General features: G+C 73.2%; 20 protein-coding genes. 11 read left to right on the top strand and 9 right to left on the bottom strand.

The genetic code is table 11. From position 1 onward, the window contains the following. Positions 1-6 precede the first annotated feature (6 nt). Positions 7-1,785, bottom strand: coding sequence for an ABC transporter substrate-binding protein (locus tag FFT21_RS00620; protein ID WP_137811716.1), 1,779 nt, complete (start codon positions 1,783-1,785; stop codon positions 7-9). 125 nt (positions 1,786-1,910) lie between these two features. Here FFT21_RS00620 and FFT21_RS00615 point away from each other — a divergent pair, with 125 nt between their 5' ends. Then, positions 1,911-2,738: a M55 family metallopeptidase gene (locus FFT21_RS00615; protein WP_192909320.1), complete on the top strand. Its 828-nt coding sequence runs from the start codon at positions 1,911-1,913 to the stop codon at positions 2,736-2,738. On the opposite strand, the gene FFT21_RS00610 is transcribed toward FFT21_RS00615, so the two are convergent. Beyond that, positions 2,729-3,079: a hypothetical protein gene (locus FFT21_RS00610; protein WP_137811715.1), complete on the bottom strand. Its 351-nt coding sequence runs from the start codon at positions 3,077-3,079 to the stop codon at positions 2,729-2,731. The two genes, FFT21_RS00615 and FFT21_RS00610, sit on opposite strands and share 10 nt — an antisense overlap. 79 nt (positions 3,080-3,158) lie before the next feature. Then, on the bottom strand, positions 3,159-4,628 hold the full coding sequence (locus FFT21_RS00605; protein WP_137811714.1) for a tyrosine-type recombinase/integrase: 1,470 nt from the start codon (positions 4,626-4,628) through the stop codon (positions 3,159-3,161). A gap of 260 nt (positions 4,629-4,888) precedes the next feature. Here FFT21_RS00605 and FFT21_RS00600 point away from each other — a divergent pair, with 260 nt between their 5' ends. The 5 genes from FFT21_RS00600 (at position 4,889) to FFT21_RS00580 (ending at position 10,469) form a co-directional block, all read left to right on the top strand. Then, positions 4,889-5,167: a hypothetical protein gene (locus FFT21_RS00600; protein ID WP_137811713.1), complete on the top strand. Its 279-nt coding sequence runs from the start codon at positions 4,889-4,891 to the stop codon at positions 5,165-5,167. Positions 5,168-5,200: 33 nt separating this feature from the next. Next, entirely contained in the window at positions 5,201-6,718 is a 1,518-nt protein-coding gene (gene mhpA / locus FFT21_RS00595) for a bifunctional 3-(3-hydroxy-phenyl)propionate/3-hydroxycinnamic acid hydroxylase MhpA (RefSeq protein WP_137811712.1), read from the top strand. Between the two features lie 161 nt (positions 6,719-6,879). Beyond that, positions 6,880-8,208 (top strand): purine-cytosine permease family protein, encoded by a 1,329-nt coding sequence (locus FFT21_RS00590; RefSeq protein ID WP_137811711.1) that lies wholly within the window; start codon positions 6,880-6,882, stop codon positions 8,206-8,208. A gap of 78 nt (positions 8,209-8,286) precedes the next feature. Continuing rightward, on the top strand, positions 8,287-9,381 hold the full coding sequence (locus FFT21_RS00585; protein WP_137811710.1) for an S-methyl thiohydantoin desulfurase family protein: 1,095 nt from the start codon (positions 8,287-8,289) through the stop codon (positions 9,379-9,381). A 17-nt stretch (positions 9,382-9,398) separates the two neighbouring features. Beyond that, positions 9,399-10,469 (top strand): S-methyl thiohydantoin desulfurase family protein, encoded by a 1,071-nt coding sequence (locus tag FFT21_RS00580; protein ID WP_192909319.1) that lies wholly within the window; start codon positions 9,399-9,401, stop codon positions 10,467-10,469. Between the two features lie 91 nt (positions 10,470-10,560). Here FFT21_RS00580 and FFT21_RS00575 read toward each other — a convergent pair whose 3' ends face one another. Continuing rightward, positions 10,561-10,743, bottom strand: coding sequence for a helix-turn-helix domain-containing protein (locus tag FFT21_RS00575; protein WP_225977999.1), 183 nt, complete (start codon positions 10,741-10,743; stop codon positions 10,561-10,563). 456 nt (positions 10,744-11,199) lie between these two features. On the opposite strand from FFT21_RS00575, the gene FFT21_RS00570 reads away from it, so the two are divergent. Together FFT21_RS00570 and FFT21_RS00565 are read left to right on the top strand one after the other, a co-directional pair. Then, entirely contained in the window at positions 11,200-12,360 is a 1,161-nt protein-coding gene (locus FFT21_RS00570; RefSeq protein WP_137811707.1) for a coiled-coil domain-containing protein, read from the top strand. A 38-nt stretch (positions 12,361-12,398) separates the two neighbouring features. Then, complete coding sequence (locus tag FFT21_RS00565; protein ID WP_137811706.1) at positions 12,399-12,773, top strand: DUF4186 domain-containing protein; 375 nt, start codon at positions 12,399-12,401, stop codon at positions 12,771-12,773. Between the two features lie 143 nt (positions 12,774-12,916). Here the strand turns inward: FFT21_RS00565 and FFT21_RS00560 are convergent, their stop codons facing one another. The 4 genes from FFT21_RS00560 to FFT21_RS00545 form a co-directional block, all read right to left on the bottom strand. Further along, complete coding sequence (locus FFT21_RS00560) at positions 12,917-13,621, bottom strand: MBL fold metallo-hydrolase (RefSeq protein WP_137811705.1); 705 nt, start codon at positions 13,619-13,621, stop codon at positions 12,917-12,919. A 130-nt stretch (positions 13,622-13,751) separates the two neighbouring features. Further along, entirely contained in the window at positions 13,752-14,219 is a 468-nt protein-coding gene (locus FFT21_RS00555; RefSeq protein ID WP_137811704.1) for a PPOX class F420-dependent oxidoreductase, read from the bottom strand. 64 nt (positions 14,220-14,283) lie between these two features. Continuing rightward, complete coding sequence (locus FFT21_RS00550) at positions 14,284-15,042, bottom strand: histidine phosphatase family protein (protein WP_137811703.1); 759 nt, start codon at positions 15,040-15,042, stop codon at positions 14,284-14,286. Between the two features lie 61 nt (positions 15,043-15,103). Next, on the bottom strand, positions 15,104-16,153 hold the full coding sequence (locus FFT21_RS00545; protein ID WP_137811702.1) for an LLM class F420-dependent oxidoreductase: 1,050 nt from the start codon (positions 16,151-16,153) through the stop codon (positions 15,104-15,106). A 123-nt stretch (positions 16,154-16,276) separates the two neighbouring features. On the opposite strand from FFT21_RS00545, the gene FFT21_RS00540 reads away from it, so the two are divergent. The 3 genes from FFT21_RS00540 to FFT21_RS00530 all read left to right on the top strand — a co-directional run bounded on the left by FFT21_RS00540 (position 16,277) and on the right by FFT21_RS00530 (position 18,599). Next, on the top strand, positions 16,277-17,254 hold the full coding sequence (locus FFT21_RS00540; RefSeq protein WP_137811701.1) for an aldo/keto reductase: 978 nt from the start codon (positions 16,277-16,279) through the stop codon (positions 17,252-17,254). Between the two features lie 134 nt (positions 17,255-17,388). Then, positions 17,389-18,390, top strand: a complete 1,002-nt coding sequence (locus FFT21_RS00535) for a YncE family protein (protein WP_137811700.1) — start codon at positions 17,389-17,391, stop codon at positions 18,388-18,390. After that, entirely contained in the window at positions 18,387-18,599 is a 213-nt protein-coding gene (locus FFT21_RS00530; RefSeq protein ID WP_137811699.1) for a DUF5703 family protein, read from the top strand. Before FFT21_RS00535 ends, FFT21_RS00530 begins: the two co-directional genes overlap by 4 nt. On the opposite strand, the gene FFT21_RS00525 is transcribed toward FFT21_RS00530, so the two are convergent. Beyond that, positions 18,592-18,819: a hypothetical protein gene (locus tag FFT21_RS00525; protein ID WP_137811698.1), complete on the bottom strand. Its 228-nt coding sequence runs from the start codon at positions 18,817-18,819 to the stop codon at positions 18,592-18,594. The two genes, FFT21_RS00530 and FFT21_RS00525, sit on opposite strands and share 8 nt — an antisense overlap. Positions 18,820-18,841: the final 22 nt, after the last annotated feature.

Raw genomic sequence — 18,841 nt, 5'->3', positions numbered from 1 at the left:
GCCGGCTCACTCACGGTCGTCCTCGCGCGAGCGGCGCCGCCGGTACCCATACAGCGCCACCCCACCGACCACGACCAGCGGCACACCGAAGCGCAGCAGCACCGCCCACAGGTCACGGGAGCCGCCGCTGTCCGCGCCGGCCACCGGTTGCGCGCCGTAGTAGCCCCAGTAGCCGTTCTGCTCGCGGATCACCCCGCCCGGATCGGGCTGCACCGGGAAGCCGCTGAACCGGTCGGCCCGGTACGCCTCCAGCGCGTCCTGGTAGAACAGGATCACCGCGGGCACCTGGTCGTAGAACCGCTGCTGCATCTGGCGCACCAGGTCGGCCCGCTTCACCGGATCGAACTCGGCGAGCTGCCTGCGGTAGAGGTCGTCGTAGACCGGGTCGCAGAAGAACGAGTCGGTGGTGCCGCCCTTGCCGTCCGGGCCGGGCCGCTGCCCGCAGGTCTGCAGGCCCAGCACGGCGTCCGGGTCCGGGTTGACGCCCCACCCGCTGAACGCCATGTCGTAGTCGCCGGCGGCGGTGACCTCGTTGAGCCGGTTACCGGAGAGCATCTGCACGTCGACGGCGATGCCGATGTCGGCCAGCCACCGCTTGAGGTAGTCGGCGACCTGCGCGTCGGAGCTGACGTTGTTGTGCCCGACCAGCCGGAGGGCCAGCGGGCGGCCGTCCGCGCCGCGGCGGATGCCGTCCGGGCCGCGTGGGTAGCCGGCCTCGTCCAGGGCGCGGCCCGCCGCGGCGAGATCGAACCGGCGCGCGGTGCCCGCCGGCGGCTCCCAGTGGTAGCTCTGGAACACTGATGGGATGTAGCCGCTGCCGGGCTCGGCGTAGCCGGCGAACACCTTGTCGACCAGGGTTCGCACGTCGATGGCCTGCGCGATGGCCCGGCGCACCCGCACGTCCCGGAGCGCCGGGTGGCCGTCGCCGATGGGTTCCCCGGTGCGGGTGGCCGCGCCGGGGTTGAGCAGCAGTTCGGTGAACCGGCGGCCCTGCGCCTTGTGCACCGCGATGTTGGTCTGCCCGCGCAGCCCGTCGAACTGGTCCGGGGTGAGCCGGTTGACCAGGTCGACCTCGCCCTTGCGCAGAGCCTGCACCGCCGCGTCGGCGTTCTTGTAGGAGACGAAGTCCAGCTCGTCGATCTTGGCCGGGCCGCGCCAGTACTTCTTGTTCGCGGTGAGCTTGATGTACTGGTTCGGCTTGTAGTCGGCGAGCACGAACGGGCCGCTGCCCACCACGGGTGTGGTGTCGTTGGCGTAGCCGGCCAGATCGGTCACCTTGGACCAGACGTGCTCCGGGACGATCGGCACGTCCAGCGCCAGCATGGTGGCCTGCGGCGTCTTCGTTCTGATCAGCACGGTGCGGTCGTCCGGGGCGCTCACCGAATCGAAGTTCGCCACGAAGTTGCCGTTGGCGGTGCGGGCGACCGGGTTGGTCAGCATCAGGTTGAACGTGTAGGCCACGTCCCGCGCGGTGATCGGCACGCCGTCGGACCACACCGCGCCGGAGCGGATGGTGAACGTCCAGGTCAGATTGTCCGGTGCGGTGGTCCAGCGCTCGGCCAGCGCGGGCACCGGGGACTGGTCCTTCGCGCTGTAGGTGGTGAGGAACTCGTACATCAGCCGGCCGAGTTCGGTGCTGGCCGCGAGCGTGGCGAGAAACGGGTTGAGCGAGTCGACGTCGGTGGTCAGCGCCACGCGAAGCGCCGCGCCCTGCTCGGCGTGCGCCGGCGGCTGCCCGGTCGGCGCGGTGACCGCGGCCAGGGCCACCGCCACCGCGCCGACCATGCCCGCGAATGTCCCCCACGGCCGCACACCCACCACCCCTTCGCCTGCCGTTAGCCAGTAACTATGAATTATCGTAAGTAGTCAATAGTTACCGGCTGATCTTGCCAAGTCGTAACGTGGAACCCGTGCGGATCATGATTTCGGCTGACATGGAGGGCGCCACGGGCGTCACCTGGACGGACGACGTGGTGCCCGGAACCGAGCAGTGGCAGCGCTTTCGCCGGCTGTTCACCGGTGACGTGAACGCCTGCGTGGCTGGCCTGCACGCCGGTGGCGCCACCGACGTCCTGGTCAACGAGGCGCACTCGAGCCAGCGCAACCTGCTGCTGGAGGACCTCGACCCGCGGGCCAGGATGCTCACCGGCCGGCACAAGCCGCTGTCGATGATGCAGGGCATCGACTCCGGCGTGGACGGCGTGATCTTTCTCGGCTACCACGCCGGCGCCGGCCAGGACGGCGTGCTCGCCCACACCTACCTGGAGAACTCGATCACCGGGGTCTGGCTGGACGGCGAGCCGGCCAGCGAGGGCCGGCTCAACGCGGCGCTGGCCGCCGAGCACGGCGTGCCGGTGTTGCTGGTCACCGGGGACGACAAGGCCTGTGCGGACGCCGAGGGCTACGCGCCGCGGGCGCGGCGGGTGGCGGTGAAGGAGTGCGTCAGCCGGTACGCGGCGATCTGCCTGCCACCGGAGCGCACCGCGGAGCGGATCCGCACCGCCGCCCAGGCCGCCATGGTCCACGCCGGCCGTGGCCAGCCACGGCCGGGCGGGCACCGCGTCGAGGTGGAGTTCGACGCCACCCACCTGGCGCTGGCCGCCTCGGCGGTGCCCACCGTCGAGCAGATCGGGCCGCGCCGGGTCGGCTTCGACGCGCCCACCATGACCGAGGCGATGAAGGCGTTCAAGGTGGTCACCGCCGTGGCCGCGGCCGCCATCGAGGGCAGCTACGGGTAGCGGGTCAGCCCGGTGTCGGGGGCGGCGGGACGGCGCAGCGGGGCCAGCAGGCCGCGGGCGGCGGCCACCTCGCTGCGCCCGGCCTCCAGATCGTCGACGGCGAGATGGCCGAACGCGCGACGCAGGTGGGCGAGCGCACCGGCCAGCGCGCCGCCCTCGGCCGCGGCGAGTTCCGCCAGCGGCTGCTGGATGGGTTGGGCGCGGCGGGTGAAACCGACCAGCGCGTCGTTGACCTCCTCGCGCCCCTGCCGCCCGTGGTCGGCCACGGAGAGCACGTGCAGCAGGTCATCGACGGCGCGCCGCAACACGCCAACCGGATCCTGCGGCGACGGTGTGGTCACGGCCGGCCAGCCTATGCCTCTTGTGGTCGCCGCGGTGGGCGGCGCCCGGGAAGGACCTGCCGCGCCGGCTGCGCAACGCTCAGCGGCCGGAGCCACCGAGCCGGGCGTGCAGGGCCGCCGCGGCCTCGGCGACCCGGGGATGTGGTGCCGGCTGGCGCGTCAGGCCGGCGAGATGCGCGGCGATGTCGCGGGCCCGCTCCGGGTGCCGTTCGGCCACCCGCTCGAGCTGCTGCAACGCCACCAGCTGTTCCACCGGGTCCTCGGCGGCCAACGCGTCCAGCGCGGCCCGGTACCGCTCGTCGGGCTCACCGTCGTGCCGGGAGCGGGCGGCAAGGATCGCGCTCGCCACGAGGTCGACCGCGGACCGGTCGGGGTGGCGGGCGGCCTGGTTGTAGACGCGGTTGGTGGTGTCCACCGAGGCGTGCCCCACGTCGGCCTGCACGTGGGTCATGTCGGCGCCCGCCTCGGCGGCCGCGGTGACATAGAAGTGCCGCAGCACGTGCGGCCCCATCCGGTCGGCGACATCCGCCAGTGCGGGCCCGGCTGCCCTGGCGACGCGGCGGATCAGCGCCCAGATGTCCCTCGGGTCCATGTGCCCGCCGTCTCGCGTGGCGATCAGCGGGCTGTGCCGGGGGCCGACCGCGCCGGGGTTGGCGAGTACCGCGCCGCGTGTCCAGCGGTCACGTTCGGCCAGGTAGGCGTCGATGGCATCGGCGGCCAGCCCGGAGAGGTAGACGATCCGCGACTTGTCCCCCTTGCCGGTCACCCGCAGGGCGCGGCGGCCGCGGGTCTGGTGCAGGTCGCTCCGGCGCAGGCCGGCGAGTTCGGCCACCCGCAGGCCCAGGGTGAAGATCGCGACGACGGCCACCGCGCGCCGGGCCATCAGCGGGTGCAGCCCGCGCCGGGGGCGGCCCGCGGCGAGCAGGAGCTGGTCCACCTGCTCGGCGGTGAGCACGACGGTCGCGGCGGTGTCCGCCCGGCTGGCCAGGCCCAGCCCGCCGCGGTCGAAGGCGGCCGGGTTCGCCGGCACGGCGCCCGCGTCCACCAGGTACCGGTACAGCTCGCCGACCACGGCCAGCCGGTGCGCGCGGGTGGTCTTGCGCACCCCCGCGGCGACCATGTCGGCCTGCCAGCGTTTGACGTCGGTGCTGGTGGCGGCCAGCGGGTGGAGCGCATGCCGGTCGCACCACCGGAACCACGCCAGGTCCCGGTGCCGGCCCGTCCGGCGCGGCGGCGTCGCGCGGCGCCGGGAGGTGGACGGGGCCGGCGACGCGGCGGGCTGGCCGCCGAGGTCGCGGACCCAGTCACGGTTCAGGCCCAGCGCGTCCCCGTAGGAAAGCCGGGTGCGCGGATTGCTGTAGCCCAGCAGCCAGTCGCCGAGCAGCGCGTCGAAGGCGGCCGCGCCACCCGACCCCAGTGGATCGTCCGGCACGAACTCGGCGTCCACCACGGTGGGCCGCTCCGCCGCGCCGGGCGCGTGCCGCTCCCGCACGGCGGGCACCACCCGGCGGCGGTTCCCGAGGCTGGCGGGCTCGAGATCGGCGGACATCGTGATCACCGTATACCTCACCGTATACCGGAGCCGGGCACGGTGCCCGCGACACAGCGCCACGCCGAGGGCGGCGGCCGGCACCCGCGGTAGGCGCCGATGCCCCGTACGGGGCGGGTCGCGCGGCCCCGCGTGTGCCGGGCGGCCGGCGCGGGTAGGCGACAGGAGCGTGCGTCGTCCCGGCCGTCGGTTCCCGGGGCGGGGCACGTGCCGGGCGGAACGATCGACGTGGCGGGCGAACGAGTCAGGAGGTGGCCACCATGGCACGGTTCGACGTCGAAGCGGTGGCGGAACACGAGTACCTCGTGCGCGCTGCCAGCGGCGCGGACAGTGCGGAATCCCGGTTCTCCGTCGACCCCGGGGTGCTCGACGAGCTTGGTGTCACCGGGGTCGAGGAGCGGACCGTGGTCGAGCACACCGCGGCGTTCCTCGCCGAGCGGCAGCCGGTCGAGGACTTTCCGCCCATCATCGACCTCGACGACGTCATCGCCAGCTATGACGACTATCCCGACCAGCTGCGGCGCCGGGTCCGGGGCTGACCGAAGGCCCGCCGGCACCTTGGTGGTGACGCGATGAGCGCGGTCCCCGTGGTGATCGTCGGCGCCGGCCCGACCGGCCTCACCGCCGCCACGCTGCTCGCCCAGTACGGCGTGGAGTGTCTGGTGCTCGACCGGTGGGAGTCGATCTACCCGCAGCCCCGCGCGGTCTCCCTCGACGACGAGGTGCACCGGATCGTCGCGCGCCTCGGTGTCGCCGACCAGTTCGCCGCGATGTCCAGGCCGTGCCGGGGACTGCGGCTCCTCGACCGCGGCGTGCGTGTGCTGGCGGAGTTCCACCGCGACGCCACGCGGGGCAGGCACGGCTATCCCCAGGCGAGCCTATTCGACCAGCCCGAGTTGGAGGCGATCCTGCGCGGGAACCTCAAGCGGTGCGGCACCGCCACCGTGCGCGGCGGCACCGAGGTCACCGCGCTCACCCCCGACGGCGACGGCGTGCGGGTCGACGTCACCGACCTGGCCACCGGCCGGCGCGGCGCGGTCCACGCGGCATACGTCCTCGGCTGCGACGGCGCCAACAGCCTCACCAGGACGTCCATCGGCGCCACCATGCGCGACCTGGGGTTCACGCAACGCTGGCTCGTCGTGGACGTCACCACCGACGCCGATCTCGGCCAGTGGGAGGGCGTGCACCAGGTCTGCGACCCCGTCCGCGCCGGCACGTACATGCGGGTCGGCAGGACCCGGCACCGCTGGGAGTTCCGGCTGGCGCCCGGGGAGACCGCGGACGGCTACCGCGAGATCGGGCGGCTGCATCCGCTGATCGCGCCGTGGACCGGCGACGTCCCCGCCGACGAGTTGGAGATCGTCCGCGTGGCCGACTACACCTTCCGCGCCCAGATCGCCGACCGCTGGCGCGTTGGCCGGGTGTTCCTGCTCGGCGACGCCGCCCACCTCACCCCGCCATTCATCGGCCAGGGCCTGGGAACCGGCCTGCGCGACGCGATGAACCTGGCCTGGAAACTCGCCGGTGTGCTCGGCGGGACCCTGCCGGAGACCGTGCTCGACACCTACGAGGTGGAACGCGAGTCCCACGCCCGCACGCTGATCCGGTTGGCCAAGCTGGTCGGCGCCGCGATGACGCGGGGCGGCAGGCTCGGCAACCTCCTCCGCCGGGTGGTGGCTCCGCGGCTGCATCTGCTGCCCGGTCTGCGGCGGCGGGCGCTGGACAGCGAGACGCCAGCGCTGCGCCGATCCGCGCTGGTGATGCGGCCACGGCTGCGGCGCGGTCTGGCGGGCCGGCTGTGCCCCAACGCGGTCCTGGACGGGCAGCGGCGTTTCGACGACGTGGCCGCGGGCCGGTTCGCGATCGTCACGGCGGTCGCAGCGTCCGCCGCGCAACGGGCCGACATCGAGCGGCGCGGCGCGGCTCTCGTCACCGCCGAACCGGGCAGCGACCTGCACCGGTGGCTGCGGCGGGGCCGGGCGCACGCCGCGGTCGTCCGCCCGGACGGCGCGGTGCTGCGCGCCGGGCGCAACCTGCCGGAACTCTGCGCGGCCCTGCCCCGCTTCGACGCCCACCGCCGCCGCTGAGGACGGGCAGCCGGACCCCGGTATCCGTCCGAAGAGGACGATTCTGTGCGGTCTGCCCAGCCGACCGCGACCGCTGTGCCAGATGCCCATGGGCCGCAGCGTGGTCGACCGATTACTGTGTGGGCCTCTCGCCGTGGTGAACCGAGCGGAAAGGGACGTCGATGGCGGCCTCAGTCGGGCACGACGACTATGCGCTGGCGCGGGTGCCGGATGATCGACGCACATCGTGGCTGACCGTGGCCGCCCAGCGGTTCGGCCAACTCTCGGTGGTGCCCAACTTCCTGCTGGGTGCGACGCTCGGCTTCGGCATGTCCTTCTGGCAGGCGTTTCTCGCCTTCACGCTCGGCGCCGTGGTGCTGGAACTGGTCTCGATCGCCGTGGGCGTCGTCGGCCAGCGGGAGGGGCTGTCGACGTCGCTGCTGGCGCGGTGGACCGGTTTCGGGCAGGGCGGTTCGGCCGTGGCCGGCCTGGCCATCGGGCTCAGCGCGGTCGGCTGGTTCGGTGTGCAGACCCAGATCGCCGGGAGCGGCCTGGCGCACCTCGGGGTGTTACCGGTCTGGGCATGGTCGCTGCTGTTCGGCGTGGCGGTGACCGTCATCGTGACGTTCGGATTCCGGTGGATGGCGTGGACCGCCTACGTCACCGTGCCGCTGTTCCTGGTGCTCGCCGGGGTGTCGATCGTGACCGAACTCAGCCGGCACGACCTCGCCACCCTGCTCAGCGAGGCACCGCCCGGACCGCACCTCGGGCTCGTGCCGGCGGCCACGCTGGTGGCTGGGTCGTTCATGGTGGGCGCGATCAGCACGCCGGACATGACGCGGTTCAACCGGTCAGCCGGTGACGTGGTCAGGCAGACGGTGGTGGGAATCACCCTGGGCGAGTGGCTGGTCGGCTCGGCGGGCGTGCTGCTCGCCCATGCCGTACGGACCAGCAACATCATTTCCATCGTCACCTCCTCCACCGGCTGGCTCGGCGCCCTGGTGATCGTCACGGCCACATTGAAGATCAACGACTGGAATCTCTATTCCTGCTCGCTCGGGTTGGCGAACTTCATCGACACGGTGTTCGGCCGCCGGGTCAACCGGGCGCATCTGACGATCGTGATGGGTGTGCTGGGCAGCCTGCTGGCCGCGGCGGGCATCCTGTCGCAGTTCACCGACTTCCTGAAGCTGTTGAGCGTGGTGTTTCCGCCGATACCGGGAATCATCGTGGCCGAGTACTTCCTGGTCCGGCGGTGGCGGTCGGAACTGCACTCGGCCGGTCGGGAACTGCCCTCGACCGCCCCGGCGTGGGTGCCGGTCAGTCTGGTGGTGTGGTTGGTCGCCGCGCTGGTGGGCGCCTTCGTGACGGTCGGCCTGCCGAGTGTCAACGCTCTCGTGGTGGCGGCGGTGCTGTATGCGGGCGCCGGCCGCATCGGGCTGGTGCGCGGCCTCGGCAGGGCGCCGACCGGTCTGCGACCGGACCGTCCGGCCGCCTCCCCGGCCGCATGAGCCTTCGGCGCCACGTCGCGGTTTCCTCGGTGTTGTCGCCGGGCGGCGACCTGCTGCCGGTGGGAGGGTGAGCCGGATTTGGCACGGGAGTTGCACGTCGAGGACCTGACCGACCTGGCCCGCGGGGCGGCGCTGCTGGGCACGGGCGGCGGCGGAGATCCCTACCTCGGCAGGCTGATGGTCGAGCAGGAATACCTGCGCGGCCGCACCGTCACGGTGATCGGTCTCGACGAGCTGGCGGACGACGCCCTGGTGATTCCGACCGCCGGCATGGGCGCGCCGACCGTGCGGGTGGAGAAACTGCCCACCGGCCGGGAGGCGAGTCTGGCGCTGCGCACGCTGGAGGAGCACCTGGGCCGGCGGGCCGACGCCACCGTTCCGGTCGAGTGCGGCGGGTCCAACTCGATGGTGCCGCTGCTGGTGGGTGCGCAACTCGGACTGCCCGTCGTGGACGCCGACGGCATGGGCCGCGCGTTCCCCGAACTGCAGATGGTGACGTTCGGCGTGTACGGGATGAGCGGCTCACCGTTCGCGCTCACCGGCGTGCACGGCGAGCGGGGCGTCCTGGACACCGGCCCGGACAACCGCCGGCTCGAGTGGTTGGCCCGCGGACTGACCGTGCGGATGGGCGGCACCGCGAGTACCGCGGGCTTCGCCATGAGCGGAGCCGAGGTGCGGCGCACCGCCGTGCCGGGCACCCTCACCCTGGCCTTCCGCCTGGGTCGGTGCATCCGGGAGGCGCGCGAGCGGCACCGCGACCCGTTCCAGGCGTTGACCGCGCTGTTCGCGGACACCATGTACGAGCGGGCGGAGACGATCTTCCGGGGCCGGATCGTGGACGTGGAGCGTCGCACCACCGGCGGTTTCGCCCGCGGCCGAGCCGTGATCCAGTCCTCGAGTGACGACTCCGTTCTGGAACTGGAGTTCCAGAACGAGCACCTGCTCGCCCGCATCGACGGCAAGATCAGGGTCGTCGTCCCGGACCTCATCGCCGTGGTCAACGCGGAGACCGCGGAACCGATCACGACCGAGGGGTTGCGCTACGGGCAGCGCGTCGGTGTGCTGGCCATCGGCGCACCCGCGATCATGCGGACCCCCGAGGCGCTTTCGGTGTTCGGACCCCGGGCGTTCGGCCTGGACGTCGACTTCCTGCCGATGAACGACCTGACCTGACAAGACTGGTGGTACGGGTGCCGCCTGCTCGGCTGCTCAGCCTCGACGACGTGGAAGCGCTGCACTGGGGGGCCAACCTGCTCGGCTCGGGCGGCGGCGGCCCACGCCTGGGTGCGCTGCTGGTCAGTACGGCGTTGACCAACGGCGCGGCCGCGCGACTGGTCACCGTCGACGCGCTGTCCGGCGGCTGGGTGCTGCCGGTCGCCGTGGTCGGTTCGTCGGCGTCGGTGGGTGCGGAGAAACTGCCGGCCGGAGACGAATGGCGGCGCGCGGTACAGGTCGCGGAACGCCACCTCGGTGCCACCGTCGACGCCATCGCCGTTCCGCTCATCGGCGGGGCAACGACGCTGTACCCGTTCCTCGCCGCGACGCAGACCGGCAAGCCGGTCGTGGACGCCGACCTCAGCGGCAGGGCCTGCAGCCGGCTCGACCAGACGGTCGTCGGCGCGGAACTCCGCGGCACCTGGGTGTTCGCCGACGCGCACGGCACCGCGGTGATCCTGCACGGCGCCGACGCCAGACTCGCCGAGCGGGTGATCCGCGGCGCGGTCGCCGGCCTCGGCGGCTGGGCGGCCGTCGCCTGCCCTCCCCTGCGCGCGGAGACGTTCCGGACGCAGGCGTTGACCGGCTCGGTCAGCCAGGCCATCACCCTCGGCGGGCGGTACCTGGCGGGCATCGCCGCGAGAGACGACGGCAAGGCTCTGGCCGCGCGGCTGGGCGGTCACCATCTGGGCCAGGGCACCGTGCTGGAGGTGCGCCGGTTCGCCGGACCGACCTTCGCCCGAGGCAGCGTGGGCATCCGCGCCACCGACCAGCGGCGGGTGCTGCGGGTGGAGATGCAGAACGAGTTCGCGATGGTGATGTGCGACGGCGAGGTCGTCGCCACCGCCCCGGACGTGATCTGCCTGCTCGACGTGCACAGCCGCCAGGTGATCCAGACCGGACAAGTGCGACGCGGCCATGAGGTCGACGTCTTCGTGCTGCCCGTACCCGACCGGCTGTGGCAACCGGACGTCCTCGACCGCGTCGCACCGCGCGCCTACGGGCTCGAGACGCATCCCGTCCGAAAGGGCGCTCCGTCACCCTGACCGTCTGTCGCTCCCCGACACCTCCGGGCCCGTCCGTGCTGTGGTGCGCCGCTCAGGTGCGCTCGCCTCCGGCAACCAGCAGGTCGCCGAGTCAGGTGCGCTGGTAGCGCACGCTGCGCCCGTCGCGCCGGGAGGACACGATGCCGGCCTGGTGGAGTGCTTTGAGGTGCACCCTGACCGTTGGTGCGGCCAGCTCGAGCTGGCAGGCCAGGTAGGTGGTGGACATCGGCAGGTCGAGCTGGGCGAGGATCGCGGCCCGACTGGCGCCGAGCACGCCGATCAGCGGGGCCTGGCCGGTGGTCGCCGTTCCCTCGTGGTGGTCATCTCTGCAGGTCAGTGTGCCGCAGAGCCACCTCTGAACCGATCACTGACACTGTCGCTGCGCGACCACTGACACTGTCGCTGCGCGACCACTGACACTGTCGCTGCGCGACCACTGACACTGTCGCTGCGCGACCACTGACACTGTCGCTGCGCGACCACTGACACTTCCTTGCGCACGCGGTGACACTTCGCTGCGTTTCCCAGGACGAAAAGCCTGCGCCTCACACATCACAGCGGCACTCTCCGGCACGGTCCGCGCCCCTCCTGACCCCTCCTGCGTGTGCGTCTGCGAATCGAACCGAGATAACGCACATTACGTCGGCATCGAGCTATCCCAGCTTATCGGTTTACGAAAACGATAGCTTCTAGATGTTTCCGGTAATCGAGAACGTGTTAGGCTGATCAAGTGACCGTGGAGGTGAAGTCCCAGGAAAACGGCGGGCAGGCCAGGCGGAGCCGGCCGTGTGCGTACTGCGGTGAGACCGTGTACCCCCGCAAGCCCACCGGTCGCCCGCGGCGCTACTGCTGGACCGAAGGCAAGGACTGCCAGGCGCGGGCCAAGGCTGAGCGGTCGGCTGCCCGAGCCGCCGGCGTGAGCGGTGGGCTGACGGTCGTGCGGCAGGCCGCGGCCGAACTGGGCGAGCAACTCGATGAGGCCTGGGAACCGCTGCACGAGCTGATCGAGACGGTCCAGGACGCGCGCACCGGCCTGGCCGCGCTGGAGGAGCAACTGCTCGCCCGCGCGGAGCAGGCAGAGGCGGCCGCGGAGGCCGCGGAACGCGGCAGGCAGCACGCCGTCGAGGTCGCTGATGCCGCGGAACGCGCCCGCGACGAAGCCCTGCACCAGGCGGCTGCGGCCCGCGCGGACAGCGACGCCGCGCTCCGCGCCCGGGACGAGGCGCTGCAGGAGCGGCGCGCGGCCGAGCAGGCCCGCGACCGGATGCGGGTCGAGCGCGACCACGCCGACCAGCGCGCCACCGAGGCCACGGAGCGTGCTGCCGAGACCGCCCGCATCGCCGACGCCCGCGTCGCCGCGGCGAACGAGCGGGCCGCCACCGCGCGCGAGGAGGTTGCCCGGCTGAGGGCCGAACTGCGAGCCGCGCTACAGCAGCGCGACGACGAAAAGGCCCGTGCCGGCGACGCGGACGCCCGCGCCGAAGCCGCCGTCGCGGACGCCGCGCGGCGGATCGACGCGGCCACCGCCGAGATCGAGCACGTCCGCGGCGCGGCCCAGGAGGAGGCGCACCGCCTGCACCGGGAAACCGCCGAGCAGATCCGGCGGGTCCGGGCCGAGGCCGATGACCGGCTCGCCCGCCAGGCCGCGGCGCACGAGGCACGCCTCCAGCAACTCAGCGAGGAACGCGGGGCCCTGCGGCAGCGCGCGACCCAGCACCAAGCGGCCGCCGAGCGGTACGCCGCGGCCCTGCGTGACATCCGCGCCGCGTTGCTCGCCGCGGACGGCACGGGGAGCGGCACCGATACCGAGCAGCGGCTGACGGCGATCGCGGCGGTTCTCGACAACGTGCTCGTCGCCGACACCGGCGGAGACGGCCGGCGGCCCAAGTAGTATCCGGGTCAGCTTGCCGCGCCCCGGACCAGAGCACCATGTCGGAGACGCTCGACCAACGGCTGGACGCCATCGCCGCGCACCCGTTCCGCGCGAAGTTCCACCTGCGCGGCCGCGACCGCGCCACGGCGGAACTGCGGGGCCTGGCCACCATGCGCTGGCACGCCCGGGATCTGATCGCCCGGCGGCTCGCCCCGGCCGCGCCGCCCAAGGACGGCAGGCAGACGCCGTACCGCGGCCATCCGGTGTTCGTCGCCCAGCATGCGACCGCGACGTGCTGCCGGAACTGCCTGCAACGCTGGCACGGGATCGCCAAGGGCCACGAACTGAGCCCCGCCGAGCGGGCCTACGTGGTGGACGTCATCTGCCGGTGGATCGAGCGTGAGATGAGCGCACCGCCGGCCTCCGGCTGACGGGAGTCGCCGCCCGGCGCCCGGCGATCCGACCCACACTCCCGGTTCCGCGGCTCCCGGTCCGGGCAAGAGTGTCAGCAGGGACCGGCGAAGCATCGGCCAAAAGCCGCAACGGACGGCACCACGCGACCCGGCGCAACGGATCAGGTGGTCAGCGCGGCGGCCGCCGCGCGGAGGGCGGCCGCCGCGTCGCCGACGATCGCGTCACCGTGACCGAAGCAGGCGACGTCCACGTCCAGCCCGGCGAGCCGGCGGAACGACTCCATCGTGGCGGCGCGGTCGACGTTGAACACCCCGAGTATCGGCCGGCCCGCCGTACTGGCCACCGTGTCGCCGGTGAACAGCACACGCGGCCCGGGCAGGTGGACCGCGATGCTGCCGGGGGTGTGCCCGGGAATGGCGAGAACTCGCGCGCCGCCGCCGAACTCCGGCGCGTCGCCGTCGTCGAGTTCCCGGTCCACCGGTGCCGGTGCGGCCACCAGGTCGTCCCGCCCGCGCACGATGCGCTCGTACAGCGGCCGGTCGAAGTCGGTGAGCACGGGCGGTGGGCCCGCCGCCTCGCCGCGGACGAACGGTGCGTCCAGCCGGTGCGCCGCGATCGTCACCTCTCCCCAGCCGGCGACCTCCGCCGCCGAGCCGACGTGGTCGCCGTGGAAGTGGGTGAGCACCACTTGGCGCACCTCGTCGGTGCGCCGGCCCAGATCGCGGATCGCGCCCGCGATGGCCGCCGCCGACCCGGGCGGGCCGGTGTCCACCAGGGTCAGCCCGTCCGGGTCCTGCCAGAGATACGCCTGGCCCACCTCGAACCTGAGCAGGTGCAACTGCGGAAGCAACTCGACGATCTCCACACCGCCACGCTATGCCGGCTCCGTGGCACCGGCCCGCGATTTCATCGACGGCGCAGCGGCGGTTCAGCCGCGCACCCGGTGCTTGCGGCACCGGACCAGGACGGCGTGCCGACCACCGGCGGGGTGAAGGTCACTGCTCGGCCAGCTCCGGTGGGAACCCGCCGGTGGCGATCGGTCCCCACCGCTCGATGGTGACGCGGATCAGGGACTTGCCCTGCCGGCGCATCGCGTCCCGGTACTCGTCCCAGTCCGGGTGCTCGCCGGAGATGCTGCGGAAGTACTCCACCAGCGGTTCCAGCGCATCGGGCAGGTCCAGCACCTCGGCGTGCCCGTCGACCTGCACGTACGGGCCGTCGAAGTCGTCGGACAGCACACAGACCGACACCCGGGGGTCGCGCCTGGCGTTGCGGGCCTTGGCGCGCCGCGGATATGTCGACACCACGATCCGGCCCTCGCCGTCGACGCCGCAGGTCACCGGGGAGAGTTGGGGCCGCCCGTCGGCGCGGGTGGTGACCAGGATCGCGTGGTGCCTCGGGCGGAGGAAGTCGAGGAGTTGCGGCCGGTCCACCCGGTCCGCCGTGGCGATCCTGCGGGCCATGGGGATGACCTCCTGCGGCGACGACATGCGGCTGGGGCCGGCGGCCACCCTACCCGGCGTTTGATCAGTCTCCCCTGCCGGCGGCTCGGCCGCCGGCCCCGCCCGGTGCGGGGTTACCGGCCGCACCCGCGGAGTTGCCGGTGGAGCCGCCGACCACGGCGTCCGAGGACGACTCGCCGTCCTTGGGCTTCGGCGGCACCACGTCGGCCAGGTCGCCGCCGCGGTCGTTGATGCGCAGCACGAACGGCCGGGTCTCGGTGTAGCGGACGACGGACAGCGAGCACGGGTCGACCACGATCCGCTGGAAGCCGTCCAGGTGGGTGCCGAGCGCATCGGCGAGCACCGCCTTGATCACGTCGCCGTGGCTGCACGCCAGCCACACCGACTCGGCGCCGTGCTCGGCACCGATCCGCGCGTCGTGCTCGCGGATCGCGGCCACCGCCCGCGCCTGCACGGTCGCCAAGCCCTCGCCGTCCGGGAACACCGCGGCCGACGGGTGCTGCTGCACCACCCGCCACAGCGGCTCCTTGACCAGGTCCTTCAGCTCCCGGCCGGTCCAACTGCCGTAGTCGACCTCGGCGAGCCGCTCGTCCACCGTCGCCGCCAGGCCGCGCTCGGCCAGCAGCGGGGCGAGCGTGTCCCGGCAGCGCTGCAACGGGGAGGTGAGCACCGCGGCCAGCGGCAACTTGGCCAGCCGACCGACCAGCGCGGCCGCCTGCTCGGTGCCGGCGTCGTCCAGCCCGACGCCGGGACTGCGCCCGGCGAGCACGCCGGAGCCGTTCGCCGTCGAGCGCGCGTGCCTGACGAGGATCACCGTGGCCACGGGGCGAGCCTACGGACTCGGCCCGTGGGCCGTCGGCTCCCCCCGACCCGCTCCCGGTGGCTCAGTCGCCGACGCCGGCGGCGTCCAGTGCCTCGGCGGCGGTACGCAACGCGGCCACCCGCTCCGGCAGCCCGGTCATCATCGGGCTGACCGTGAGCGTGGTCACGCCCGCCTCGGCCAGCGCCCGCATCCGCTCCGCGATCCGCTCCTTCGGGCCGAGCAGCGAGGTGGCGTCCAGGAACTCCACCGGCAGGGCGGCCATCGCCTCGGCGTACTCCTTGGCCAGGTAGCGATCCTGCACCTCGGCCGCCTCCCGGGCGAAGCCCATCCGCACGGCGAGGTCGTTGTAGAAGTTCTTCTGCCGGCTGCCCATGCCGCCCACGTACAGCGCCGCGTACGGGCGGACCAGGTCGGCGCAGGACCGCCAGTCGTCGCCGACCACGAGCGGGAGGGTGGGCACCACGTCGAAGCCGTCCATCGACCTGCCCGCCCTGGCGCGGCCGGCGGCCACCTGCTTCAGGGACTCGGCGGAGTGCTCGGGCGAGAAGAACACCGCCAGCCAGCCGTCCGCGATCTCGCCGGCCAGTTCCAGGTTCTTCGGTCCCACCGCGGCCAGGTAGATCGGGATGTGCTCGCGGGCGGGGTGCACGGTGAGGGTGAGCGCCTTGCCGGGGCCGTCGGGCAGCGGCAGCGTGTAGTGCCTGCCCTGGTAGGTCAGCCGCTCCCGACGCAGCGCCTTGCGCACGATCTCGACGTACTCGCGGGTGCGGGCCAGTGGGTGGTCGAAACGCACGCCGTGCCAGCCCTCGGACACCTGCGGCCCGGACACGCCCAGGCCCATCCGGAACCGGCCGCCGGAGAGGGTGTCCAGGGTGGCCGCGGTCATCGCGGCCATCGCCGGGGTCCGGGCCGGAATCTGGAAGATCGCGCTACCGACGTCGATCCGCTCGGTCTGCGCGGCCACCCAGGACAGCACGGTCGGCGCGTCCGACCCGTACGCCTCGGCGGCCCAGACCACCGCGTAGCCCAGCCGGTCCGCTTCCCTGGCCAGTTCGAGGTTCTCGGCGTCGTTGCCGGCGCCCCAGTACCCGAGGTTCAACCCAAGTCGCACGGCGCGGAACCCTACCGGCCGGTAACATATTGGGGAAGTTATGTGGCTGGGGACACACTCCTGGGTGTCCTGGTCTTCCCGTTGGAGGGCCGTCCTCCGGGCGCAGCCCTTAGGCTCGTGACCGTGCAACATCGACAGCTCGGCCGCAGCGGTCTCCGGGTGTCCCGGATCGCGCTGGGCACCATGACCTGGGGCCGGGACACCTCCGCCGAGGTCGCGGCCGAGCAGTTGGCGGCGTTCGTGGAGGCCGGCGGCACGCTGCTGGACACCGCCGACGTGTACTGCGACGGCGAGAGCGAGCGCATCCTCGGGGAACTGATCGGCAAGGTGGTTCCCCGGGACGAGATCGTGGTGGCCACCAAGGCGGTGGCGCGCCGGCACGAGGGCCCGTTCGGCGGCGGCGCGTCCCGTGGTGCGCTGCTCACCGCCCTGGACGGTTCGCTGTCCCGGCTGGCCGTGGATCACATCGACCTGTGGCAGTTGCACGCCTGGGACCCGGCCGTGCCGATCGAGGAGACCCTCGCCGCGGTGGACGCGGCCCTGGCCAGCGGCAAGGCCCGCTACGTCGGGGTGTCCAACTACAGCGGCTGGCAGCTCGGCACCGCGGCCACCTGGCAGCGCGCGGCACCCGGCCGCGCCCCGATCGTGGCCAACCAGGCCGAGTACTCGTTGCTGGAACGCGGTGCGGAGCGGGAGGTGATTCCGGCCGCGCTGCACCACGGCATCGGCGTGCTGGCCTGGGCGCCGCTCGGCCGGGGCGTGCTCACCGGCAAGTACCGCAACGGCACCCCACCCGACTCCCGCGGCGCGTCCCCGCACCTCGCACCGTATGTCGAGCACCACCGCAACGAGCGGGCCGCGCGCATCGTGCAGGCCGTGGTCACCGCGGCCGAAGGCCTGGGCACCTCGCCGCTGGCCGTGGCCCTGGCCTGGGTGCGGGACCGGCCCGGCGTGGTCGCCCCGGTGGTCGGCGCGCGGGACACCGCGCAGCTCGCCGGGTCGCTGGCCACCGAGAACCTGGAACTCCCACCGGCGATCCGCGCCGCCCTGGACGACGTCAGCGCGATACCGTTCGGCTACCCGGAGCAACCCATCGGTTAGCGAGCCCGTCGCCGTGCCGACACGCGTGTGACGCCGGCGCGTGACCGTGGCCAACCGATCGGGGATGCTGGTAGGACGTCTTCAGGTGGTCGCGCCGGGGCGGCACACGCCGTCCCGGCACCGGGAGGTCCGTCTTGCGCCGTTGGGTCGTCGTCGTCATCGCCGGATCGGCGTTGCTCACCGGCTGCTCGTCGGGCCAGCAACCCAAGGACGACCTCCAGGTCGCGACCACCCTGGTCGCGGCGACCCCGGCCCCGTCACCAGCGGTGACCGCCCGCCCGGCCGGCAGCGTGGTGCCGCTGGGCGCCGGAGCCACCGCCATGGTCGCCGACCCGACCACGCACACCCTGGCGGTCGCCATGTCGCGGCCGGCCGCCGTGCTGCTCTACTCGCTGGACGACCCGGCGCAGCCGCCGCGCGCGGTGCCGCTGCCTGGCCCGGCCAACCAACTCTCGCTCGCCGGTGCCGGCGGGCCGCTGCTGGTCCCGGTGGGCATCGCCGGCCAGCTCGTGCGGATCACGCTGCCGGCCGGCACGGTCACGCCGGTGCGCCTGGACGGCGCCCCGCTCTCTGCCGCCCAGGCCGGCACCACCACCCTGGTCGGCCTGCGGGATCGGGGCGTGGCGGTGCTCGACGGTGACCGCGTGGTGCGCACCATCACCGGCACCGCCGGCGCGGACGAGCTGGTCGGTGTCGGCGGTAAGGCCGTGCTGCTGGACAAGCTGCGCACCGCCGTGTTCGACGTCGACCCGGCGGCGACCAGGATGGGCGCCGGCCTGCGCGCCGGCGACGGCGCCACCAACGAGGTCACCGACCGCTACGGGCGGGTCCTCGTCATCGACACCCGGGGCGGCGAGCTGCTCGCGTTCAGCGCGGACCCGGTGTTCATGCGCCAGCGCTACCCGGTGCCCGGCGGCGCCTACGGGATCGCGTACGACAGCACCCGCGACCTTGCGTGGGTCACGTTGACGGAGCGTAATGAGGTGGTGGGGTTCGATGTCGCCGGCGGCGAGCCCGTCGAGCGGTACCGGTTCCCCACCGTGCACCAGCCGAACGCGGTGGCGGTGGACCCCGGCACGGGCCGGGTGCTCGTCGCCTCCGCCGACGGCGGAGGGATACAGGTGATGACACCATGAACGAAGGGGTGATCGACGGGGACTGGGAGTACCGGCCGCTGCGGTTGCCGGCGGGCGTGTCCCGACGGACTGCGGCGACCCAACTCGCCATCCACGCTGAGTTCGCCGGTTGGGAGCTGTCCCGCGTGCTGCTGTACGCGGACGGCTCACGCAAGGTCTGGCTGCGGCGCCGCCGCACCGCCGCCGTGGTGCCCGGCGTGATCACCTGACATAGAGCGGAGGATTCCGCGCCGCCAGCCCCGGAGGCAGCCACAGCCCGCTGGGGGCGCCGCGGGCGGGGTGGTGTGTGCCCGGCCGCAGCAGCTCCAGCGGCGCCCGCGCGGGGTCCGCGGCCGAACCCTGGTAGCTCCACACCACCGCCTCTCGCTCCGCCCAGACGTGGCGGCGGTCGCAGTGCGTGCCCCAGCCGTACGAGCCGACGATCACCATCAGTTCGCCGTCGGTGTCCCGG

The organism is Gandjariella thermophila (assembly GCF_005405885.1).
Taxonomy (GTDB): domain Bacteria; phylum Actinomycetota; class Actinomycetes; order Mycobacteriales; family Pseudonocardiaceae; genus Gandjariella; species Gandjariella thermophila.
Note: the sequence above shows the minus strand (reverse complement) of the source record. Positions and strands in the feature narration are given on the sequence as shown.